The organism is Paenibacillus sp. Root52 (assembly GCF_001426865.1).
GTDB lineage: Bacteria > Bacillota > Bacilli > Paenibacillales > Paenibacillaceae > Paenibacillus.
Window position 1 is genome coordinate 100,326 of record NZ_LMFO01000003.1, and the last position, 16,681, is coordinate 117,006.

The 16,681-nt window shown below is 45.2% G+C and carries 17 protein-coding genes; 14 read left to right on the plus strand and 3 right to left on the minus strand.

Translation table 11 applies throughout. The features are described from left to right. Positions 1-2: 2 nt before the first annotated feature. From ASD24_RS06470 to ASD24_RS06520, 11 genes are all read left to right on the plus strand, one after another. Entirely contained in the window at positions 3-1,349 is a 1,347-nt protein-coding gene (locus ASD24_RS06470) for a GH1 family beta-glucosidase (protein WP_056693266.1), read from the plus strand. Positions 1,350-1,712: 363 nt separating this feature from the next. Beyond that, positions 1,713-1,976: a hypothetical protein gene (locus ASD24_RS06475; RefSeq protein ID WP_056693273.1), complete on the plus strand. Its 264-nt coding sequence runs from the start codon at positions 1,713-1,715 to the stop codon at positions 1,974-1,976. Between the two features lie 318 nt (positions 1,977-2,294). After that, positions 2,295-3,266: a ubiquinol oxidase subunit II gene (gene cyoA / locus ASD24_RS06480; RefSeq protein ID WP_056693275.1), complete on the plus strand. Its 972-nt coding sequence runs from the start codon at positions 2,295-2,297 to the stop codon at positions 3,264-3,266. Positions 3,267-3,286: 20 nt separating this feature from the next. Continuing rightward, positions 3,287-5,257 carry a cbb3-type cytochrome c oxidase subunit I gene (locus tag ASD24_RS06485; protein ID WP_056693277.1) on the plus strand — a complete coding sequence of 657 codons (1,971 nt, stop codon included), beginning with the start codon at positions 3,287-3,289 and terminating at the stop codon, positions 5,255-5,257. After that, positions 5,258-5,878: a cytochrome o ubiquinol oxidase subunit III gene (gene cyoC, locus ASD24_RS06490; protein WP_056693279.1), complete on the plus strand. Its 621-nt coding sequence runs from the start codon at positions 5,258-5,260 to the stop codon at positions 5,876-5,878. Further along, on the plus strand, positions 5,879-6,208 hold the full coding sequence (gene cyoD / locus ASD24_RS06495) for a cytochrome o ubiquinol oxidase subunit IV (RefSeq protein WP_056693282.1): 330 nt from the start codon (positions 5,879-5,881) through the stop codon (positions 6,206-6,208). It abuts the gene before it with no gap. A 300-nt stretch (positions 6,209-6,508) separates the two neighbouring features. Next, complete coding sequence (kduI, locus tag ASD24_RS06500) at positions 6,509-7,348, plus strand: 5-dehydro-4-deoxy-D-glucuronate isomerase (protein ID WP_056693285.1); 840 nt, start codon at positions 6,509-6,511, stop codon at positions 7,346-7,348. Between the two features lie 59 nt (positions 7,349-7,407). Next, positions 7,408-8,166 carry a DeoR/GlpR family DNA-binding transcription regulator gene (locus ASD24_RS06505; RefSeq protein ID WP_056693286.1) on the plus strand — a complete coding sequence of 253 codons (759 nt, stop codon included), beginning with the start codon at positions 7,408-7,410 and terminating at the stop codon, positions 8,164-8,166. A gap of 43 nt (positions 8,167-8,209) precedes the next feature. Further along, entirely contained in the window at positions 8,210-8,962 is a 753-nt protein-coding gene (kduD, locus tag ASD24_RS06510; RefSeq protein WP_056693290.1) for a 2-dehydro-3-deoxy-D-gluconate 5-dehydrogenase KduD, read from the plus strand. Between the two features lie 36 nt (positions 8,963-8,998). Beyond that, a complete protein-coding gene (locus ASD24_RS06515) occupies positions 8,999-9,844 on the plus strand; it encodes a sugar phosphate isomerase/epimerase family protein (RefSeq protein WP_082560309.1) in 846 nt (281 codons plus the stop codon). A 245-nt stretch (positions 9,845-10,089) separates the two neighbouring features. Further along, a complete protein-coding gene (locus ASD24_RS06520; RefSeq protein WP_056693296.1) occupies positions 10,090-11,397 on the plus strand; it encodes a homocysteine synthase in 1,308 nt (435 codons plus the stop codon). Between the two features lie 111 nt (positions 11,398-11,508). Here ASD24_RS06520 and ASD24_RS06525 read toward each other — a convergent pair whose 3' ends face one another. Next, positions 11,509-11,733: a hypothetical protein gene (locus ASD24_RS06525; RefSeq protein WP_056693299.1), complete on the minus strand. Its 225-nt coding sequence runs from the start codon at positions 11,731-11,733 to the stop codon at positions 11,509-11,511. 85 nt (positions 11,734-11,818) lie between these two features. Between ASD24_RS06525 and ASD24_RS06530 the strand changes: the two genes are divergently transcribed. Then, a complete protein-coding gene (locus ASD24_RS06530; RefSeq protein ID WP_056693506.1) occupies positions 11,819-13,768 on the plus strand; it encodes a heavy metal translocating P-type ATPase in 1,950 nt (649 codons plus the stop codon). A 195-nt stretch (positions 13,769-13,963) separates the two neighbouring features. On the opposite strand, the gene ASD24_RS06535 is transcribed toward ASD24_RS06530, so the two are convergent. After that, on the minus strand, positions 13,964-14,695 hold the full coding sequence (locus ASD24_RS06535) for a ZIP family metal transporter (protein WP_056693302.1): 732 nt from the start codon (positions 14,693-14,695) through the stop codon (positions 13,964-13,966). A 254-nt stretch (positions 14,696-14,949) separates the two neighbouring features. Between ASD24_RS06535 and trxB the strand changes: the two genes are divergently transcribed. Continuing rightward, positions 14,950-15,891, plus strand: coding sequence for a thioredoxin-disulfide reductase (trxB, locus tag ASD24_RS06540; RefSeq protein WP_056693304.1), 942 nt, complete (start codon positions 14,950-14,952; stop codon positions 15,889-15,891). Positions 15,892-15,973: 82 nt separating this feature from the next. Continuing rightward, entirely contained in the window at positions 15,974-16,204 is a 231-nt protein-coding gene (locus ASD24_RS06545; protein ID WP_056693307.1) for a glutaredoxin family protein, read from the plus strand. Between the two features lie 269 nt (positions 16,205-16,473). Here the strand turns inward: ASD24_RS06545 and ASD24_RS06550 are convergent, their stop codons facing one another. After that, on the minus strand, positions 16,474-16,671 hold the full coding sequence (locus ASD24_RS06550; protein ID WP_056693310.1) for a hypothetical protein: 198 nt from the start codon (positions 16,669-16,671) through the stop codon (positions 16,474-16,476). Between the last annotated feature and the right edge of the window lie 10 nt (positions 16,672-16,681).

The window sequence follows — 16,681 nt, forward strand, 5'->3', positions numbered from 1 at the left end:
CGATGACTATTTTTCAATTTCCGAAGGATTTCCGCTGGGGAACGGCAACCGCTTCTTATCAGATCGAAGGAGCAGCACAGGAAGGTGGGCGTGGGGTATCCATATGGGATACATTTGCCCGTACACCTGGTAAAGTTTTTAATGGAGATAACGGGGATATTGCTTGTGATAGCTACCACCGCTATGAAGAAGACATCGAACTAATGAAAAAGCTTGGCATTAACACATACCGGTTCTCGATTGCTTGGCCACGTATTATTCCGGATGGGGATGGAGAGATCAATAGAGAAGGATTAGACTTCTACCATCGGTTCGTTGATAAACTGCTTGAAGCAGGAATTGAACCGTTCTGCACGTTGTATCACTGGGATCTACCGCAAACGCTGGAGGATGACGGGGGTTGGGGCAATCGTAGAACGGTAGACGCATTTGTGAAATACGCCGAAGTGATCTTTAAAGAGTTTTCCGGAAAAATTAATTTCTGGCTGACTTTTAATGAACCGTGGTGTATTGCTTTCTTGTCCAATCTGTTAGGGATACATGCGCCAGGAAATCGTGATCTGCAAACGTCAATCAATGTTGCTCATGGATTGCTCGTTGCTCACGGCAAAGCTGTCCAATCCTTCCGTCGCTTGGGTATCACCGGACAGATTGGGATTGCTCCGAATGTGTGTTGGGCAGAGCCTTATAGCAAGTCTCCTGAAGATCAGGCTGCGTGTGACCGTTCAATTGCTCTGAATACGGATTGGTTCCTCGACCCAATCTACAAAGGCAGCTACCCACAGTTTATGGTGGACTGGTTCGCTGAAGCTGGTGCTACTGTGCCAATTCAGGAAGGTGACATGGAGATCATCTCACAGCCGATCGACCTGCTTGGCATTAATTATTACACAATGGGACTCAACCGCTTCAATCCAGAAGCAGGAGTGCTGCAATCGGAAGAAGTAGATATGGGGCTGACAAAGACGGATATTGGCTGGCCTATCGAATCCCGCGGGCTGTATGAATTTATGCACTACCTGCAAAAGTATGGAAATGTGGATGTATACATTACGGAGAACGGTGCTTGCATCAATGATGATCTGGATAATGGCAAAATTAATGATGATCGCCGGATCTCCTATTATGAACAGCATCTGGCTCAGATTCATCGGATCATCAATGATGGCATCAACCTCAAAGGCTACATGGCTTGGTCGCTGATGGATAACTTTGAATGGGCTGAAGGGTACCGTATGCGCTTTGGACTCATTCATGTGGATTACCGTTCACTTGTAAGAACACCGAAAGAAAGCTTCTATTGGTACCAAAATGTGATCAAGAACAATTGGCTGGAAACGCGCAGCTAAATGCAAGAAACATGAAGTAGGCTGGACTATAGAACGGATTCAGTCTTGATTAGCAATCATATGAAACGGTGCTCCGGTCAGACGGAGTCACCGTTTTTTTATTTCTTTAAAATTTGTACACAAAGATTCACCGCAGGTCGTTCACGAATGTTTCAAAAGCTTGTTTGCAATTCCTGTTATGAAGCAGTGATTTTTGGGTTATACATAACAAGAAGGTAAATATTTATTTTGTCAACAGGTAAACAAAAAATAAAGTGTCCAAATTGAGAATAAAATTTGAACATTTGTTGACTAAAAATCATACTAATGTGGTATATTGGTATCAGTAAATAACTTACAAAAAGGGAAAAGGAAGTGTTTACTATGGCATCGAAGACAGCAATGGTAAGCCAATTGGAGCGTAAGGATAAAAATATGCGGCGCGCAGTCTTAACGATGACAGTTTTTGCCTGGATCGCGCTGATTACAGGCGTAGTGATGTGTTTGATCAACTTGAATGAATTTAATGACCGTAATCTTGGCTTGATGGTGGGTATTGGTTTCCTGGTTGGTAGCGTATTCATTTACGTTATTGCAAAAGCGATCGGATTAGTTCATACACGTCATGAAGACGAAGGTGCGGATTAATTATAATCTGCAGGTTATTCGTCCATACTAAGACTGGATAAGTAATCGGAATCCAGTCAATATAGCCCTTTGCGGATTCGTTGACCTATTCAACGAGACTGCAAAGGGCTTTATTTTTTTACGTGACATGTGATGTTTTATAATACGGAAATATCAAGTGTGCAAGTAATTTGTGAGAAAAAATTCACACATTTAGGGTGTAAAATCGACAAATTTGTTAACAAGAACAAAAAAGTTGCTCATTTCTGATATCTTTAGAAGGAATAGAGTAGTATACTGATTTTTCAGTATGAGCGAATTTAAGGAGAGGGGATCAAGATGAACAAGAAACCTAGGTCGCTAGCCCGGATTATTATTCCGGTTGTCCTGACGTTGGTTACCATCGCATTGATTGTCTGGCCAATGCTGGCAGGCGGGCAGTACGTTGTTCTGGATCCAAAGGGACCGATTGGCGCTTCACAGAGAGATTTGATCGTAATTTCAACCATTCTGTGTGCTGTCATCATCGTACCTGTGTTGATTTTGTCTGCAGTAATCGTATGGCGTTACCGCGACAAACCGGACAATAAAGCTGCATATGAGCCGAACTGGTCTCATAGTACCAAAGCTGAGGTCATCTGGTGGACGGTTCCAATTATCATCATTGGAATACTCGCTATTGTAACAGTTCGTTACACTTATGATCTAGAGCCTTCGAAGCCACTGGCTTCTGAGAAAGCACCTGTGACGATCCAAGTATCATCATTGGACTGGAAATGGTTGTTCATGTATCCAGAGCAAGGGATTGCAACGGTCAATACGTTGAATATTCCGGCAGACCGGCCCGTGAAATTTGAACTTACCGCGGATTCACCAATGAACTCGTTCTGGATTCCGCAACTTGGTGGTCAGATTTACACAATGTCGGGTATGGCGATGACTTTGTACCTGCAAGCTGACCATGAAGGACAGTATTGGGGCTCAGGCGCCAACTTTACAGGTGAGCATTTTGGCAAAATGCGTTTTGATGTGAATGCTACATCAGACGAAGAGTTTGACAATTGGGTAACAGAAGTGAAACAAAATTCCCAAGAGTTGACACAAGAAGGATACGATGCACTTACTGAGCCTGGAACAAGCAATGTTGCTTATTACTCAGCCTTCCCAGAAGGTCTGTTCCAGAAAATCGTAACCAAGTATGTTGTAGATGGTAATGGAGCTCATAGTAAGCACGAAAGCTCAAGTGAAGCTGCTGGAGCTAATCAAGCCACTCAAGAGTCCAAGCAAGACGAGGACAAGAGTGCTAACTAAAGATTCGAAAGGAGAGCCCAATGTTAGAGACAATTAAAGAGTTTGCATCGGAGTTTTTCGTAACTGGTGATCCACTCATCTATGGTGCGATGGTATCGATCGGGATTACGATGATTGCTATTGTAGCGGTGCTAACTTATTTTAAAAAATGGGGCTGGCTCTGGCGTAACTGGTTAACTACTGTCGATCACAAGAAGATCGGTATTATGTATATCATCGCTTCCATTATCATGTTATTCCGTGGTGGTGTGGATGCGCTGATGATGCGTCTTCAGCTAGCAATGCCTAATATGGATTTCTTACACCCTGAGCATTATAATCAGGTCTTTACAACTCATGGTACGATCATGATCTTGTTCATGGCGATGCCATTTATGTTTGGTTTATTTAACGTTATCGTGCCACTTCAGATCGGAGCGAGAGACGTTGCGTTCCCGTTCCTGAATGCACTGAGCTTCTGGTTGTTCTTCCTAGGAGCAATGCTGTTTAACCTTTCCTTCGTTATTGGTGGTTCACCTGACGCAGGATGGCTGAGTTATCCGCCTCTATCGGAGCTGTCGCACAGTCCGGGGGTAGGACAGAACTTCTATATATGGGGTATCCAAATATCGGGTATCGGTTCCCTGGCTACCGGTATCAACTTTATGGTTACCATCATTAAAATGCGCGCGCCAGGTATGCGTTGGATGAAGCTGCCGATGTTCACATGGTCAGTATTCTCCACTTGTATTATTATCTTGTTTGCATTCCCGATCTTGACTGTGACACTTGCATTGCTCTTCCTCGACAGGTTTGCCGGGGCGCATTTCTTCACACTTGATCTGGGCGGTAACCCAATGATGTATATCAACTTGATCTGGATGTGGGGTCACCCTGAGGTATACATTGTCGTCTTGCCGGCTTTTGGTGTGTTCTCCGAGATCGTAAGTACGTTCTCGCGGAAAAAACTGTTTGGTTACAAATCAATGGTATTCGCGATGTTGATCATCAGCTTCCTGTCCTTCTTCACATGGGCGCATCACTTCTTCACGATGGGTTCCGGAGCGGACGTGAATGCATTCTTCGCAGTAACCACGATGTTGATTGCAATCCCAACAGGGGTTAAGATATTTAACTGGTTGTTTACGATGTATCGAGGAAGAATTCGCATGGCAACGCCAATGATGTGGACACTTGCCTTTATCCCATGCTTTATCGTCGGGGGGATGACGGGCGTTCTCTTGTCGGTTGCTCCTGCAGACTTCCAGTTCCACAACAGTTACTTCTTGATTGCCCACTTCCACCAAGTATTGATCGGTGGCGTTGTATTCGGATACTTCGCAGGTCTGTACTACTGGTGGCCTAAAATGTTCGGTTTCCAACTTGAAGAGAAACTGGGCAAATGGGCATTCTGGACTTGGAATATTGGTTTCTATGTCTGCTTCATGCCGCAGTACGCTGTCGGTCTGATGGGTATGACACGTCGTCTGAGCACTTACGGCTGGGACACTGGCTGGTGGGAATTGAACTTCGTATCAACGATTGGTGCATTCCTGATGGGTGTCGGATTCTTGTTCCAAGTTGCACAAATCGCAGACGGTATTCGCAAATACAAATCACTCAAAGCTTCTGGCGACCCATGGGATGCTCGTACACTTGAGTGGTCGATTCCTTCACCAGCTCCTGAGTACAACTTCGCAGTTACACCTCGCGGAGATGATATTGATGAGTGGTGGGAAGAGAAAGAACGTCGTGCTAAAGGCATCTATCCGCCAGAGCAAAAACTCGAGCCGATTCATATGCCGAAAAACTCTGGAATTCCGTTCGTTATGTCTGTCTTCTGGTTCATCGCCGGCTTCGGCTTTGTATTCGGATGGCTGTGGATGGCGATTCTCGGACTTGCCGGCGTAGGTATTTGCATGATCGCCCGTTCATTCTCATACGACACGGATTATTACATTCCGGTTGACGAAATTAAGCGTACCGAAGCGTCGTTAAGGGGGTCGGTATAGATGGCTCAAGCAGCCGCTAAGCACGGTGAGAATCATGCACATGGTCATGACCATGGCCACCATGATCCACAGGAAATGAAAATTCTCGGTTTCTGGTTCTTCCTGATTTCCGACGTAATCTTGTTCTCCGTATTGTTCGCAACCTTCATTGTGTTGCGTGACAATACGGCGGGCGGACCAATTTTGTCTGACTTGATTAAAATGCCTGGTGTTATTGCTGAAACATTCCTCTTGCTCACAAGTTCATTTACGAGCGGACTTGCTGTTCTGGCAATGAACCAAGGTAAAGTTAAACAGTTGATTAACTGGCTTATCGTTACAGCCGTTCTAGGTGCAGGCTTCCTTGCACTGGAAATTTATGAGTTTGTTGAGATGGTTCACGAAGGATTCAGCTACACGACGAGTGCTGCTTCTGGCGCATTCTTCACCTTGGTGGGTACTCACGGACTTCACGTATCGCTCGGTCTGATCTGGATGATTGGATTGATGTTCCAACTGAAAAAACGTGGAATTACCGATGTAACTCGCGGTAAAATCAACGTAATCAGCTTGTACTGGCACTTCTTGGACGTTGTATGGATCTTCCTTCTGTCCATCGTCTATCTGATGGGGGTGATGTAGATGGCAGAGCACAACACACATGATTCCCATGGCCATGAACAACATGGCTCGCTGAAGTCCTATGTCATCGGTTTTATTCTCTCTATCGTTCTAACGATCATCCCGCTGGTGGTTGTTCTGAACGACATGATGGGTAAAACAGGAACAATGGTTGTTATTCTTGGTACAGCTGCACTTCAGTTTGTGGTTCAACTCTTCTTCTTCATGCATATTCGTGAAACAGAGAAACCACGCTGGAATGTTATGGCTCTCATTTTCGGGCTTCTGATGATGATGACCATCGTTATCGGCTCGATCTGGATCATGCTTAATAACGCAGTTGCACATTAAGTTTCAGATTCAAAGGGATTTCCCGGTCTATCTATGACCGTGGGAATCCCTTTTTTTTTTTGTTTGGAGTTTTTCGCCTAAAACTCGGACCGTTTTATCTAGCTTTCATGTGATTCCGGCGAACGGATTGATTGAACAAGTCAAACTTGTGAGATTGTATGGATACGGATATTAATATGAATGTACATATTTAACTACATTGGTTGTTTTATTTTGAAAAAAAGGTACACAAAAGATATAAAATGAACTAAAATGAACTTATATGAACATCATTCAAATGACGAAGGGAATGGATTAAACATGGAAAACCGTTACGCTGCACACCCTAATGAAGTAAAAACATATGATACGTCTCGTCTGCGTGAGGAATTTTTGATGGAGCAGCTATTCGCTGTAGATGAATTGGTAACCGTATATTCCCATGTGGATCGTTATATTGTAGGAACGGCTGTACCACAGAGCAAGGATATTACGCTCGAAGTGAACTTGAAGGATATTGGAACAGACTTTTTCTTAGAGCGTCGTGAAATCGGTATCATTAATGTTGGCGGACATGGAACGGTAACCGCTGATGGTCAAGGCTATGAGATCGGTGCGAAGGAATGTCTGTATATTGGACGTGGCGTTAAAGAGGTTCTGTTCAAGAGCAGCGACAATGCTCAGCCAGCACAATTCTACTTCGTTTCAACACCAGCACACCATACGTATCCAACGGTAAAAGCTACACAAGAACAAGCACAGCCTAACCATCTGGGTAGCATCGAAAGCTCGAATGAACGCACAATCTATCGTTATATCCACCAAGGCGAAGGCGGCATTAAGAGCTGTCAACTTGTCATGGGTATTACTGAGCTCAACAAGGGGAACATGTGGAACACCATGCCTGCACATACCCATAATCGTCGTTCCGAAGTATACTTGTATTGGAACCTGCCAGAGGATGGCGTAGTGTTCCACATGATGGGCGAACCAAACGAAACACGTCATCTGGTTGTTCGTGATCGTCAGGCGATCATTTCACCAAGCTGGTCTATTCACAGTGGCGTAGGTACAAGCAATTATACGTTCTGCTGGGCGATGGCTGGTGAGAACCAAACCTTCGAGGATATGGACGGCGTAGCAATGAAAGATCTGAAGTAATACACTGTATATGAGACAGGTTAGTCATTTTAATTCAGTTATATAGGAAGTTGATTGTGATGAATCCATTGAAGCGACATGAAAAAATTATGGAGGCGTTGTTACAACGCCAGGAAGTGACCGTTAGTGATCTAAGTGAACTGCTGCAGGTTACGGGTAAGACGGTAAGGGAAGATCTTGCCAAGCTGGAGAGCATGGGTTTGCTTGTCCGTGTGCACGGTGGGGCAATGCTGGCTCAGAACGACCAATATGGTATTCTGAACAGCCGCGGAGTCATTGAGAAACACCATCCGGAAAAAACGGAAATTGCCGAACGGGCACTTGCTTATATACGTCCTGGAGATATTGTTGCATTGGACGGCGGAAGTACGACGCTAGAGATGGCGAGACGTATGGATAATCTCTCGTTGACCGTGGTCACGAATGACCTGTTTATTATTGCGGAGTTAACGAAGAAGGAACAGGTTCGATTGGTTGTGCCAGGGGGAGCGCGAGTTCGAAATATGCTGGTAGGTGACGATACGGCTACCTTTATTTCGGGGCTTAATATCCATAAAGCATTTATCTCCACCACTGCACTTCATCCCGAGTTCGGATTATCCATCTATACAGGTGATCTCGTACCGTTGAAAAAAGCAATGATCTCAGCATCCCAACAAGTATACGGTGTTGTGGATCATCATAAATTCGGACAATTTGCCCTGAGAACCTTTGCGAATTGTTCAGAGCTTGATTGCATTATCAGCGATCATCGACTAGATGAAGAGACAGCGGCGCTATATAGTCAGAGCGGTGTCAAAGTGGATTATCAAAGTTAACTTAATTACGGTTTGCATATCATAACATGCGGAGGAATCACATATGAACTCATTTGATTTGAGTGGACAAGTTGCTCTCGTGACCGGAACATCTGGAGGGCTGGGACAAGGTATGGCGATCGGGCTGGCAGAAGCAGGAGCCGATGTTGTCCTGGTGTCCTATTCCAAACCTGTGGAAACAGCCAGTGCTATCGAGGCATTGGGACGCAAAGCTTATGTTATAGAAGCAGATCTGAGTATTGAGGATGAACTGTCTAAAGTGTTTGAAGAGGCACTATCCTTTCAAGGCAAAATTGATATTCTAGTAAACAACGCAGGTATCATTCGCCGTACACCGGCTGCAGATCATGGGCAGCAGGATTGGCATGATGTTATTGCCATTAATTTGAATAGCGTATTTTTCCTGAGCCAACTGGCGGGTAGACATATGATCGAACGTGGTAGCGGCAAAATCATAAACATTGCATCTATGTTGTCCTATCAGGGTGGAATTAATGTACCTGGATATACAGCTAGTAAACATGGTGTTGCTGGTCTGACCAAAGCGCTTGCGAATGAGTGGGCAGGTAAAGGTATACAGATTAACGCAATCGCACCAGGTTATATGGAAACGGACAATACGACGCAGATCCGGGCAGATGAGAATCGGTACCGTGATATTACAGCGCGCATCCCGGCTGGACGTTGGGGAACACCCGAAGACTTGAAAGGGCCGGTTGTATTCTTGGCTTCTTCAGCCTCGGACTACTTGAACGGTCATGTACTTAATGTCGATGGTGGCTGGCTCGCTCGCTAGGTTTCCGCCCATCCGATTATAAAGGAGATATGAATAATGAAACTTGGTATTCTAGCGCATACGTTCGGTAAGCAGCCTACAGCACAGCTTGCGCAGACGATCGCAGATAACGGGTTCAATTCGGTGCAGCTTGCGCTTGCCAAAGCACTCTCCGATGTTGATTCTGCGAATGGTAAGTTAAGCCCTGGGCTGGCGAATGAAATTGGAGATCAATTTGCACAGCGCGGTGTGAAGATTGCAGTGCTCGGCTGTTATATTAATCCGATTGACCCCGATCCGGTGAGCCGGCGTGCAGATATTGATCGATTCAAGGAACACCTAAGGTATGCTAGAGATTTCGGGTGCAGCATGGTTGCAACCGAAACGGGTGGTTTGGACACGTATCTCAGTACACATCCGGATACGTATGAAGAACATGCATGGAATGTATTGCGAGCAACAGTAGAGGAGATCGCGGAAGAGGCTGAGAAGTGGGGCGTTCATGCTGCGATTGAGCCTGTGTCGACGCACACATTGCATACGCGTGAACATATGGTGCGTTTGTTTGAAGAGATTCCTTCCTCCAATCTGGGAATGTTGTTCGATCCATGTAACTTGATTAAACAACATCATGTAGCTGATCAGGCAGGGTTCCTGCGTGAAGTAATGGAGACGCTGGATCAGCGCATCATTGTGATTCATGCCAAGGACGTGGCTTTCAATGCCCAAGGGGAGAAGTTTAATCCTGTACCTGGTGCCGGTATTTTAGATTATCCGTTATTTTTTGAACTGTTGAAGCAATATAAGCCGCATATTGATATTTCATTAGAAGGTGTGACTGCGGAAGAGGCAGTACCTGCAGCTAAATATCTGCGTGAAGTATGGAATGGCGTACGAGTATAAACGTTAGCTATGGTTGATTCGCAGCAGGAATGAAGTGAGTGAAAATAACTAAGGAACCTTTGCACTAGCAAAGGTTTTTTGGTATACCAAGGCGATGAATGCTATATTTATAATTTCTTATCGGAAAAATCGGAAATAATTCTTTTCAAATGCGACATCTTGTGAGAGAATATGGAAAACATACGCCACCAAGTGAGTACATCCAGAGATTCAGAGACGTATACCTAAGGGAGGATACAGATCTTATGTCAAACGAACGTGAGCTTTCATTTGAGACATTGGCAATTCATGCAGGCCAGGAAATAGACCCAACAACTCATGCACGTGCTGTACCTTTGTATCAGACAACATCTTATGGTTTCCGTGACACTGAACATGCTGCCAATTTGTTTGGATTGAAAGAGTTTGGCAACATCTATACACGTCTGATGAATCCAACAACGGATGTATTTGAGCAACGTATTGCAGCACTGGAAGGTGGAGCTGGAGCTTTGGCTACAGCTTCAGGTCAGGCGGCAATCACCTTCTCACTTCTCAATATTGCTGGCGCGGGTGATGAGATTGTGTCCTCGGCAAGTCTCTATGGTGGAACATACAACTTATTCTCCACGACACTGCCGAAGCTAGGAATTGACGTAAAATTCGTAGATTCTAGCGATCCTGAAAATTTCCGGGCAGCAATTACGGAGAAAACAAAGGCATTGTACGCCGAAACGATCGGTAACCCTCAAGGGAATGTGCTAGATATTGAAGCTGTAGCGGCGATTGCACATGAGCATGGTATTCCGTTGATTGTAGACAATACGTTCCCAAGCCCATATCTGCTTCGACCGATTGAGCATGGGGCGGATATCGTTGTGCACTCTGCTACCAAATTCATCGGGGGTCATGGGACATCGATCGGTGGCGTTATTGTAGACAGCGGCAAATTCGATTGGAAGGCAAGTGGGAAGTTCCCAGGTCTGACTGAGCCTGATTCCAGCTACCATGGAGTAGTGTACACGGAGGCTGTTGGGCCAATCGCCTATATTATCAAAGCACGTGTGCAGTTGCTAAGAGACATCGGTGCAACGATCTCCCCTTTCAACTCATGGCTGTTGCTGCAGGGACTGGAGACACTTCACCTCCGTGTGGAACGTCATAGCAGCAATGCACTGGCGGTGGCGGAATATCTAGAGAAACATGACGATGTATTGTGGGTAAGCTATGCAGGTCTGCCAAGTCATGCATCGTATGAACTCGCACAAAAGTATCTACCGAGAGGTCAAGGCGCAATTCTAACCTTCGGTATCAAAGGTGGAGTAGATGCAGGACGTAAGCTGATCGAGAACGTGAAGCTGTTCTCTCACCTTGCGAATGTGGGCGACTCTAAATCTCTAATTATTCACCCAGCAAGTACAACACATCAGCAATTGTCAGAAGATGAGCAGACGGCGGCTGGCGTTAATCCAGAGCTGATTCGTTTATCGGTGGGTACGGAGAATATTCAAGATATCCTGTATGATCTGGAGCAAGCAATCAAAGCAAGTCAACAAGCAAGCGTTAGTGTATAAGTTAGTGTGAAGTTTAGCTTCTCATGTGAATTACATGTGAAGATGATATCTGGAAGCTCAGATGAACTAATATGTCGTATTAACCTCTAAGACAAAGACACTAAATTTAAGTCACCATCCTTTTGGATCGGTGGCTTTTTGCTTTTTTTCTTCGAACAACTGTGAAAATACCCATTTACAAATGTTGATCATAGGCATATAATAATCAAAAGTTGGTTGAGGTAAAAATAATTGCATAAGTACAAAAATGATTATCATTCTCATTTGATCACCATGCTGCTGCGGGATTCCCGCAGCAGCATGTGTCATTTTTAGGGCATTAACAATGGATCTCATTCTCAATACAACTCATCTTTGGAACACGAAATGGCGAAGTCAGCCAGATTATTCGTTCCAACATTCAGAAAGGACAGTGACGAATATGCAAGCTATACATCAACCCATCCACAAGCAAGTTAAGGCAGAGAAGAGCTCAACCAATACGCCTAATCCAAACCGTGGTCGTAGGCCAAACTTTCGAGCGATGCTCCACAACAAGGAGATGCAGGCAGCACTAGGCAGTGGACTCATGATGTTAATTGCTTGGAGTACGGCTTCGTGGTCTCAGCCATTATCCATCATGATATACATTGTGGCTTATGCTGTGGGCGGTTGGACAAAGGCAAAAGAGGGAATAGAGACTCTGATCAAGGATCGAGATCTGGACGTGAATTTACTTATGATTGCAGCATCGCTTGGGGCTGCGGCGATTGGGTACTGGAATGAAGGAGCAATGCTTATCTTTATTTTTGCGCTCAGTGGGGCACTGGAAAGTTATGCGACAGAACGCAGTCATAAGGATATCTCATCCTTACTGGCGCTGAAACCTGAAACAGCGCTCCGTATTGAGGAAGGACAGATGAACCTTGTTGCGATTGATGAGCTGCAGCCTGGCGATCTGCTGTTAGTCAAACCAGGAGAAATGATTCCTGCTGATGGGGTTGTGTACCGTGGAAGTTCTTTTATTAATCAGTCATCGATTACCGGGGAATCATTGCCAGTGGATAAAGGTGCTGGTGACGAGGTCTATGCTGGGACAATGAACGGTGAAGGTGCATTATATGTGGAAGTTACCAAGTCGGCTGAGGGCTCACTCTTTGGCAAAATTATTAAGCTAGTAGAGGAAGCGCAAGCGGAAGTACCTGATTCACAACGTTTCATCGAACGATTTGAAGGGATCTATGCTCGCATCGTTGTGGTCGTGACATTACTGATTATCGGAGGAACACCGTTATTGCTTGGCTGGACGTGGGGGGATGCGTTTTATAAAGCGATGGTATTTCTGGTTGTAGCTTCTCCTTGTGCTCTTGTATCTTCTATTATGCCAGTGATGTTATCCGCAATGTCCAGCAGTGCCCGTCGAGGAATTCTCTTCAAGGGTGGAGCACATGTGGAGAACCTCGCACAGACCCAAGTGGTTGCTTTTGATAAAACAGGAACATTAACGATGGGTACACCTCAGGTCACGGACATCATAACAGCAGAAGCTTACGACCGTACCCAAGTGCTCGCTGCGACAGCAAGTATTGAGAATCTCTCGATGCATCCACTCGCTCGCGCAATTGTAGATCAGGCAATGCTTGAGAACATTGCACTTCCACAAGCGGAGCAGGTACAGGCACTAACCGGCTGGGGCATCGTAGGTAAGGTGAAAGATGTCCATTGGAGAATAGGGAAAACAGATGAGATCGATGCAGATCCGTCTAGCCGATGGCATAATGAACGTGCCCGTCTAGAAGGTGAAGGTAAGACCGTCTCGGTCGTAACAGCAGATGGAGAAATCGTAGGACTGTTAGCGATGCGGGACACGGTTCGTCCACAGGCAGCAGCGGCCGTAAGAAAGCTTAAAGCGATGGGTGTGCATGTAGCGATGCTGACAGGTGATCGTGCAGAGGCAGCTACTGTTATCGCACGTGAAACTGGAGTAGATATCGTCTATGCGGATCTGTTCCCAGAAGATAAGGTGAGACAGATACACGCTTTGCGCAAGCAATATGGCCAGGTATTGATGGTGGGCGATGGCGTTAATGATGCCCCTGCACTTGCCGCAGCGACGGTAGGAATGGGTATGGGGGTATCCGGAAGTGGTACGGCACTAGAAGTAGCTGATGTTGTGTTGATGAATGATCGTATCGAAGAAATTGCATGGGTGATTGCGCAAGCTCGACGTGCGCAGCGGACTATTAAGCAAAATATGGTGTTTGCGATTACCGTTATCCTTGCATTAATTGCCGGAAACTTCCTTCAGGATGTAGCATTGCCTCTAGGCGTTGTGGGGCATGAAGGCAGTACGATTCTGGTAATCTTGAATGGTCTTAGACTGCTGCGATAGGGCATTAAACGGTATTATCCTTTCAATCCTGATTCGATGATGTGTAGTCACTTACAATGAATTCCAACTATTTCATGGAATCTTCATTTATGGACAAAAAGAGAACCCCATCGGCAGCGGTGAGCTGTTGGATCGGGTTCTCTTTTTGTGATCTCATATATACGTTTTACGTTATGAGATGTGTTATGTGTGGAACTAGAAAAGTTCAGTCAGACCAATCATGGTGATAAGTCCGAGCAGGAATGAAACGGTTGCGACTCGTGCATTGCCATCCCCGTGGCTTTCGGGAATTAACTCTTTGTAGACAATGAACATCATTGCTCCTGCTGCAAATGCCAGTCCATACGGTACAAGACCCTCAACCAGACTGCTAAGCGTGTATCCGATCATTGCTGTAATAATCTCAACGGCTCCCGTGAGAGTAGCAATACCCAGAGCTTTGAAGCGACCAATGTTCTGATTGACGAGGAAAAGCGCGACCAGGAATCCTTCAGGTGCATTTTGCAAACCAATGGATAGTGCAATCAGGTTACCTAGATTAGCATCCTCACTGGCGTAACTAACACCAACGGATAGTCCTTCAGGCAAGTTATGCATTGTAATGGCTGCGATAATCATGAAGGCTTTGGCTTCAATTTTGAATGGCATCTTCTCGGGATTTTCCAGATCCACATGCGGAATCTTCATCTCTAACACGAGTAGAACCATACTACCGAGCAAAATGCCAACAGCCAATACAAATAGGTTCGATTGACCGAGTGCTTCGGGAATGAGATTGTACACGGAGGCAGAGGTCATGATACCTGCTGCGTAAGCAAGCAAAATATCACGGAGTCGATGTGTTACTTTGCGCATAAATAAAATCGGTATGGCACCAAGGCCGGTGGACATGGCTGAAATAAAGCTGCCAATGAGTGCTTCGTTCATGCTTCTATTTTCCCTCCTGATGAAGACTTCTTCATAATCGCTGCAGAGCATTGACACCTTACATAAAAGAGATCATAATGAACAACAGATTAGAATGATTATAAATTAGAATTCCGTTTCTGCATAGGGCAATTGTCATAACAGTCCAGTCATATGGACATGATCTGGGCTCTCATTTTTAGTGTATGCAAAGGCGTTTGCTTTTGATGCTGGAGAGTCGAACCTTTTTGTAGAAACCGGGGGAGGAACTATACATGTATAAATCAATTATTATTGGAACAGGTCCTGCGGGACTGACAGCAGCAATCTATCTGGCACGCGCCAACTTGAGCCCACTCGTTATTGAAGGACCACAACCTGGTGGTCAACTGACAACAACAACAGAAGTTGAGAACTTCCCAGGTTTCCCTGACGGAATTATGGGTCCTGAATTGATGGATAATATGCGTAAACAAGCAGAACGCTTCGGTGCAGAATTCCGCACAGGCTGGGTTAATAACATCGACATGAGCGAGCGTCCATTCAAAATCCAAGTTGAAGGTATGGGAGAACTCGTATCGGAAACGCTGATCTTGTCTACAGGCGCATCTGCTAAATATCTTGGCATTCCTGGTGAAGAAACCAATGTTGGACGTGGTGTAAGTACTTGTGCAACATGTGACGGATTCTTCTTCCGTAACAAAGAAATTATTGTTATTGGTGGCGGTGACTCCGCGCTTGAAGAAGCAAGCTTCCTGTCCCGTTTTGGTTCCAAAGTAACGTTGGTACACCGTCGTGAAGAACTGCGTGGCTCCAAAATCATGCAGGATCGTGCACGCAGCAATGAAAAAGTAGAGATGGCTTTGAATCGTACTCCGCTTGAAGTACTTGCTGGTGAGAATGGTGTAACTGGTCTGAAAGTGCTGAACAACGCAACAGGTGAAGAAGAAGTGATCCCTGCGAGCGGTGTATTCGTAGCGATTGGTCATACGCCTAACACAGGCTTCTTGGGTGGACAGATCACAACTGACGAGCATGGTTATATTTTGACAACACCAGGCACATCCGAGACAAACATCCCAGGTGTATTCGCTTGTGGAGATGTACAGGATACTCGTTACAAACAAGCCATTACAGCAGCAGGAAGTGGATGTATGGCGGCAATGGATACAGAGAAATATATCGAGAGCCTGGAGCACACTGCAGTTTCCCTGTAAGAATCTGCTGAATGCTGAATGAAGCAAGATGGCTAGATCAATAAATATAAAAAATAACTAAACTATATGAGGTGAATAGATCATGGAAAACGTAATTGTATACACATCGACTAACTGTCCGAACTGCAAATCAGTTAAAAGTTTCTTGGCTGACAAAGGGATCGCTTATGAAGAGCGCAACATCGAAACTAGTGATGAATTCGCACAACAAGTATGGGACATGGGCGTACGTGCTGTACCACTAACTGTTATCGGCGAACATCGCATCCTGGGAATGAACAAAACACAATTCGCTAAAGCATTGGACGCATAAATTAGACGAATCGTCTGAGCGCTACAAGGTGGAAGACTTAAGATAATCTATAGCTATTCCGGTTCGCGCGAGCCGTTTGAATATAAATATACGAAAGAAGCCTTAGTCCAGATTAGGATTAAGGCTTCTTTTGTTCGTTCTGCTTCTAAACAGGTGATTACACGAGAAATCCCCTTCCAGTAGCAATTCAGAGACATGATCACATGTCCTTTGAATGACTGCAGAAGAGGATTTTGCGTTGCGTTGTGTTACTTCAAGTTATTGTTCATCTAGAAAAAGATACTCATAAAGGTCTGAAATATTACATACACCACTAAGCCTGACAGCATGTACATGAAACCAGCCTTTTTTTTGCTCTGAAATAACCGGAGTATGCCAAGGCTGAACATTGGCGCAAGCACGATCAGGAACAGGAGTACGGTGACAAACATTTGCGCCGAGATATCTGAGGTATCTACGTAGGTCACAGGTGTTCAC

Excerpts from the sequence above, each read along its gene's own strand:
- ASD24_RS06545 (WP_056693307.1), top strand. The coding sequence starts at position 15,974 with ATGGAAAACGTAATTGTATACACATCGACTAACTGTCCGAACTGCAAA.
- ASD24_RS06535 (WP_056693302.1), bottom strand. The coding sequence starts at position 14,695 with ATGAACGAAGCACTCATTGGCAGCTTTATTTCAGCCATGTCCACCGGC.
- ASD24_RS06475 (WP_056693273.1), top strand. The coding sequence starts at position 1,713 with ATGGCATCGAAGACAGCAATGGTAAGCCAATTGGAGCGTAAGGATAAA.
- ASD24_RS06505 (WP_056693286.1), top strand. The coding sequence starts at position 7,408 with ATGAATCCATTGAAGCGACATGAAAAAATTATGGAGGCGTTGTTACAA.
- ASD24_RS06525 (WP_056693299.1), bottom strand. The coding sequence starts at position 11,733 with ATGAGATCCATTGTTAATGCCCTAAAAATGACACATGCTGCTGCGGGA.
- ASD24_RS06485 (WP_056693277.1), top strand. The coding sequence starts at position 3,287 with ATGTTAGAGACAATTAAAGAGTTTGCATCGGAGTTTTTCGTAACTGGT.
- ASD24_RS06470 (WP_056693266.1), top strand. The coding sequence starts at position 3 with ATGACTATTTTTCAATTTCCGAAGGATTTCCGCTGGGGAACGGCAACC.
- cyoD (WP_056693282.1), top strand. The coding sequence starts at position 5,879 with ATGGCAGAGCACAACACACATGATTCCCATGGCCATGAACAACATGGC.
- ASD24_RS06520 (WP_056693296.1), top strand. The coding sequence starts at position 10,090 with ATGTCAAACGAACGTGAGCTTTCATTTGAGACATTGGCAATTCATGCA.
- trxB (WP_056693304.1), top strand. The coding sequence starts at position 14,950 with ATGTATAAATCAATTATTATTGGAACAGGTCCTGCGGGACTGACAGCA.
- kduI (WP_056693285.1), top strand. The coding sequence starts at position 6,509 with ATGGAAAACCGTTACGCTGCACACCCTAATGAAGTAAAAACATATGAT.
- cyoC (WP_056693279.1), top strand. The coding sequence starts at position 5,258 with ATGGCTCAAGCAGCCGCTAAGCACGGTGAGAATCATGCACATGGTCAT.
- ASD24_RS06515 (WP_082560309.1), top strand. The coding sequence starts at position 8,999 with ATGAAACTTGGTATTCTAGCGCATACGTTCGGTAAGCAGCCTACAGCA.
- cyoA (WP_056693275.1), top strand. The coding sequence starts at position 2,295 with ATGAACAAGAAACCTAGGTCGCTAGCCCGGATTATTATTCCGGTTGTC.
- kduD (WP_056693290.1), top strand. The coding sequence starts at position 8,210 with ATGAACTCATTTGATTTGAGTGGACAAGTTGCTCTCGTGACCGGAACA.
- ASD24_RS06530 (WP_056693506.1), top strand. The coding sequence starts at position 11,819 with ATGCAAGCTATACATCAACCCATCCACAAGCAAGTTAAGGCAGAGAAG.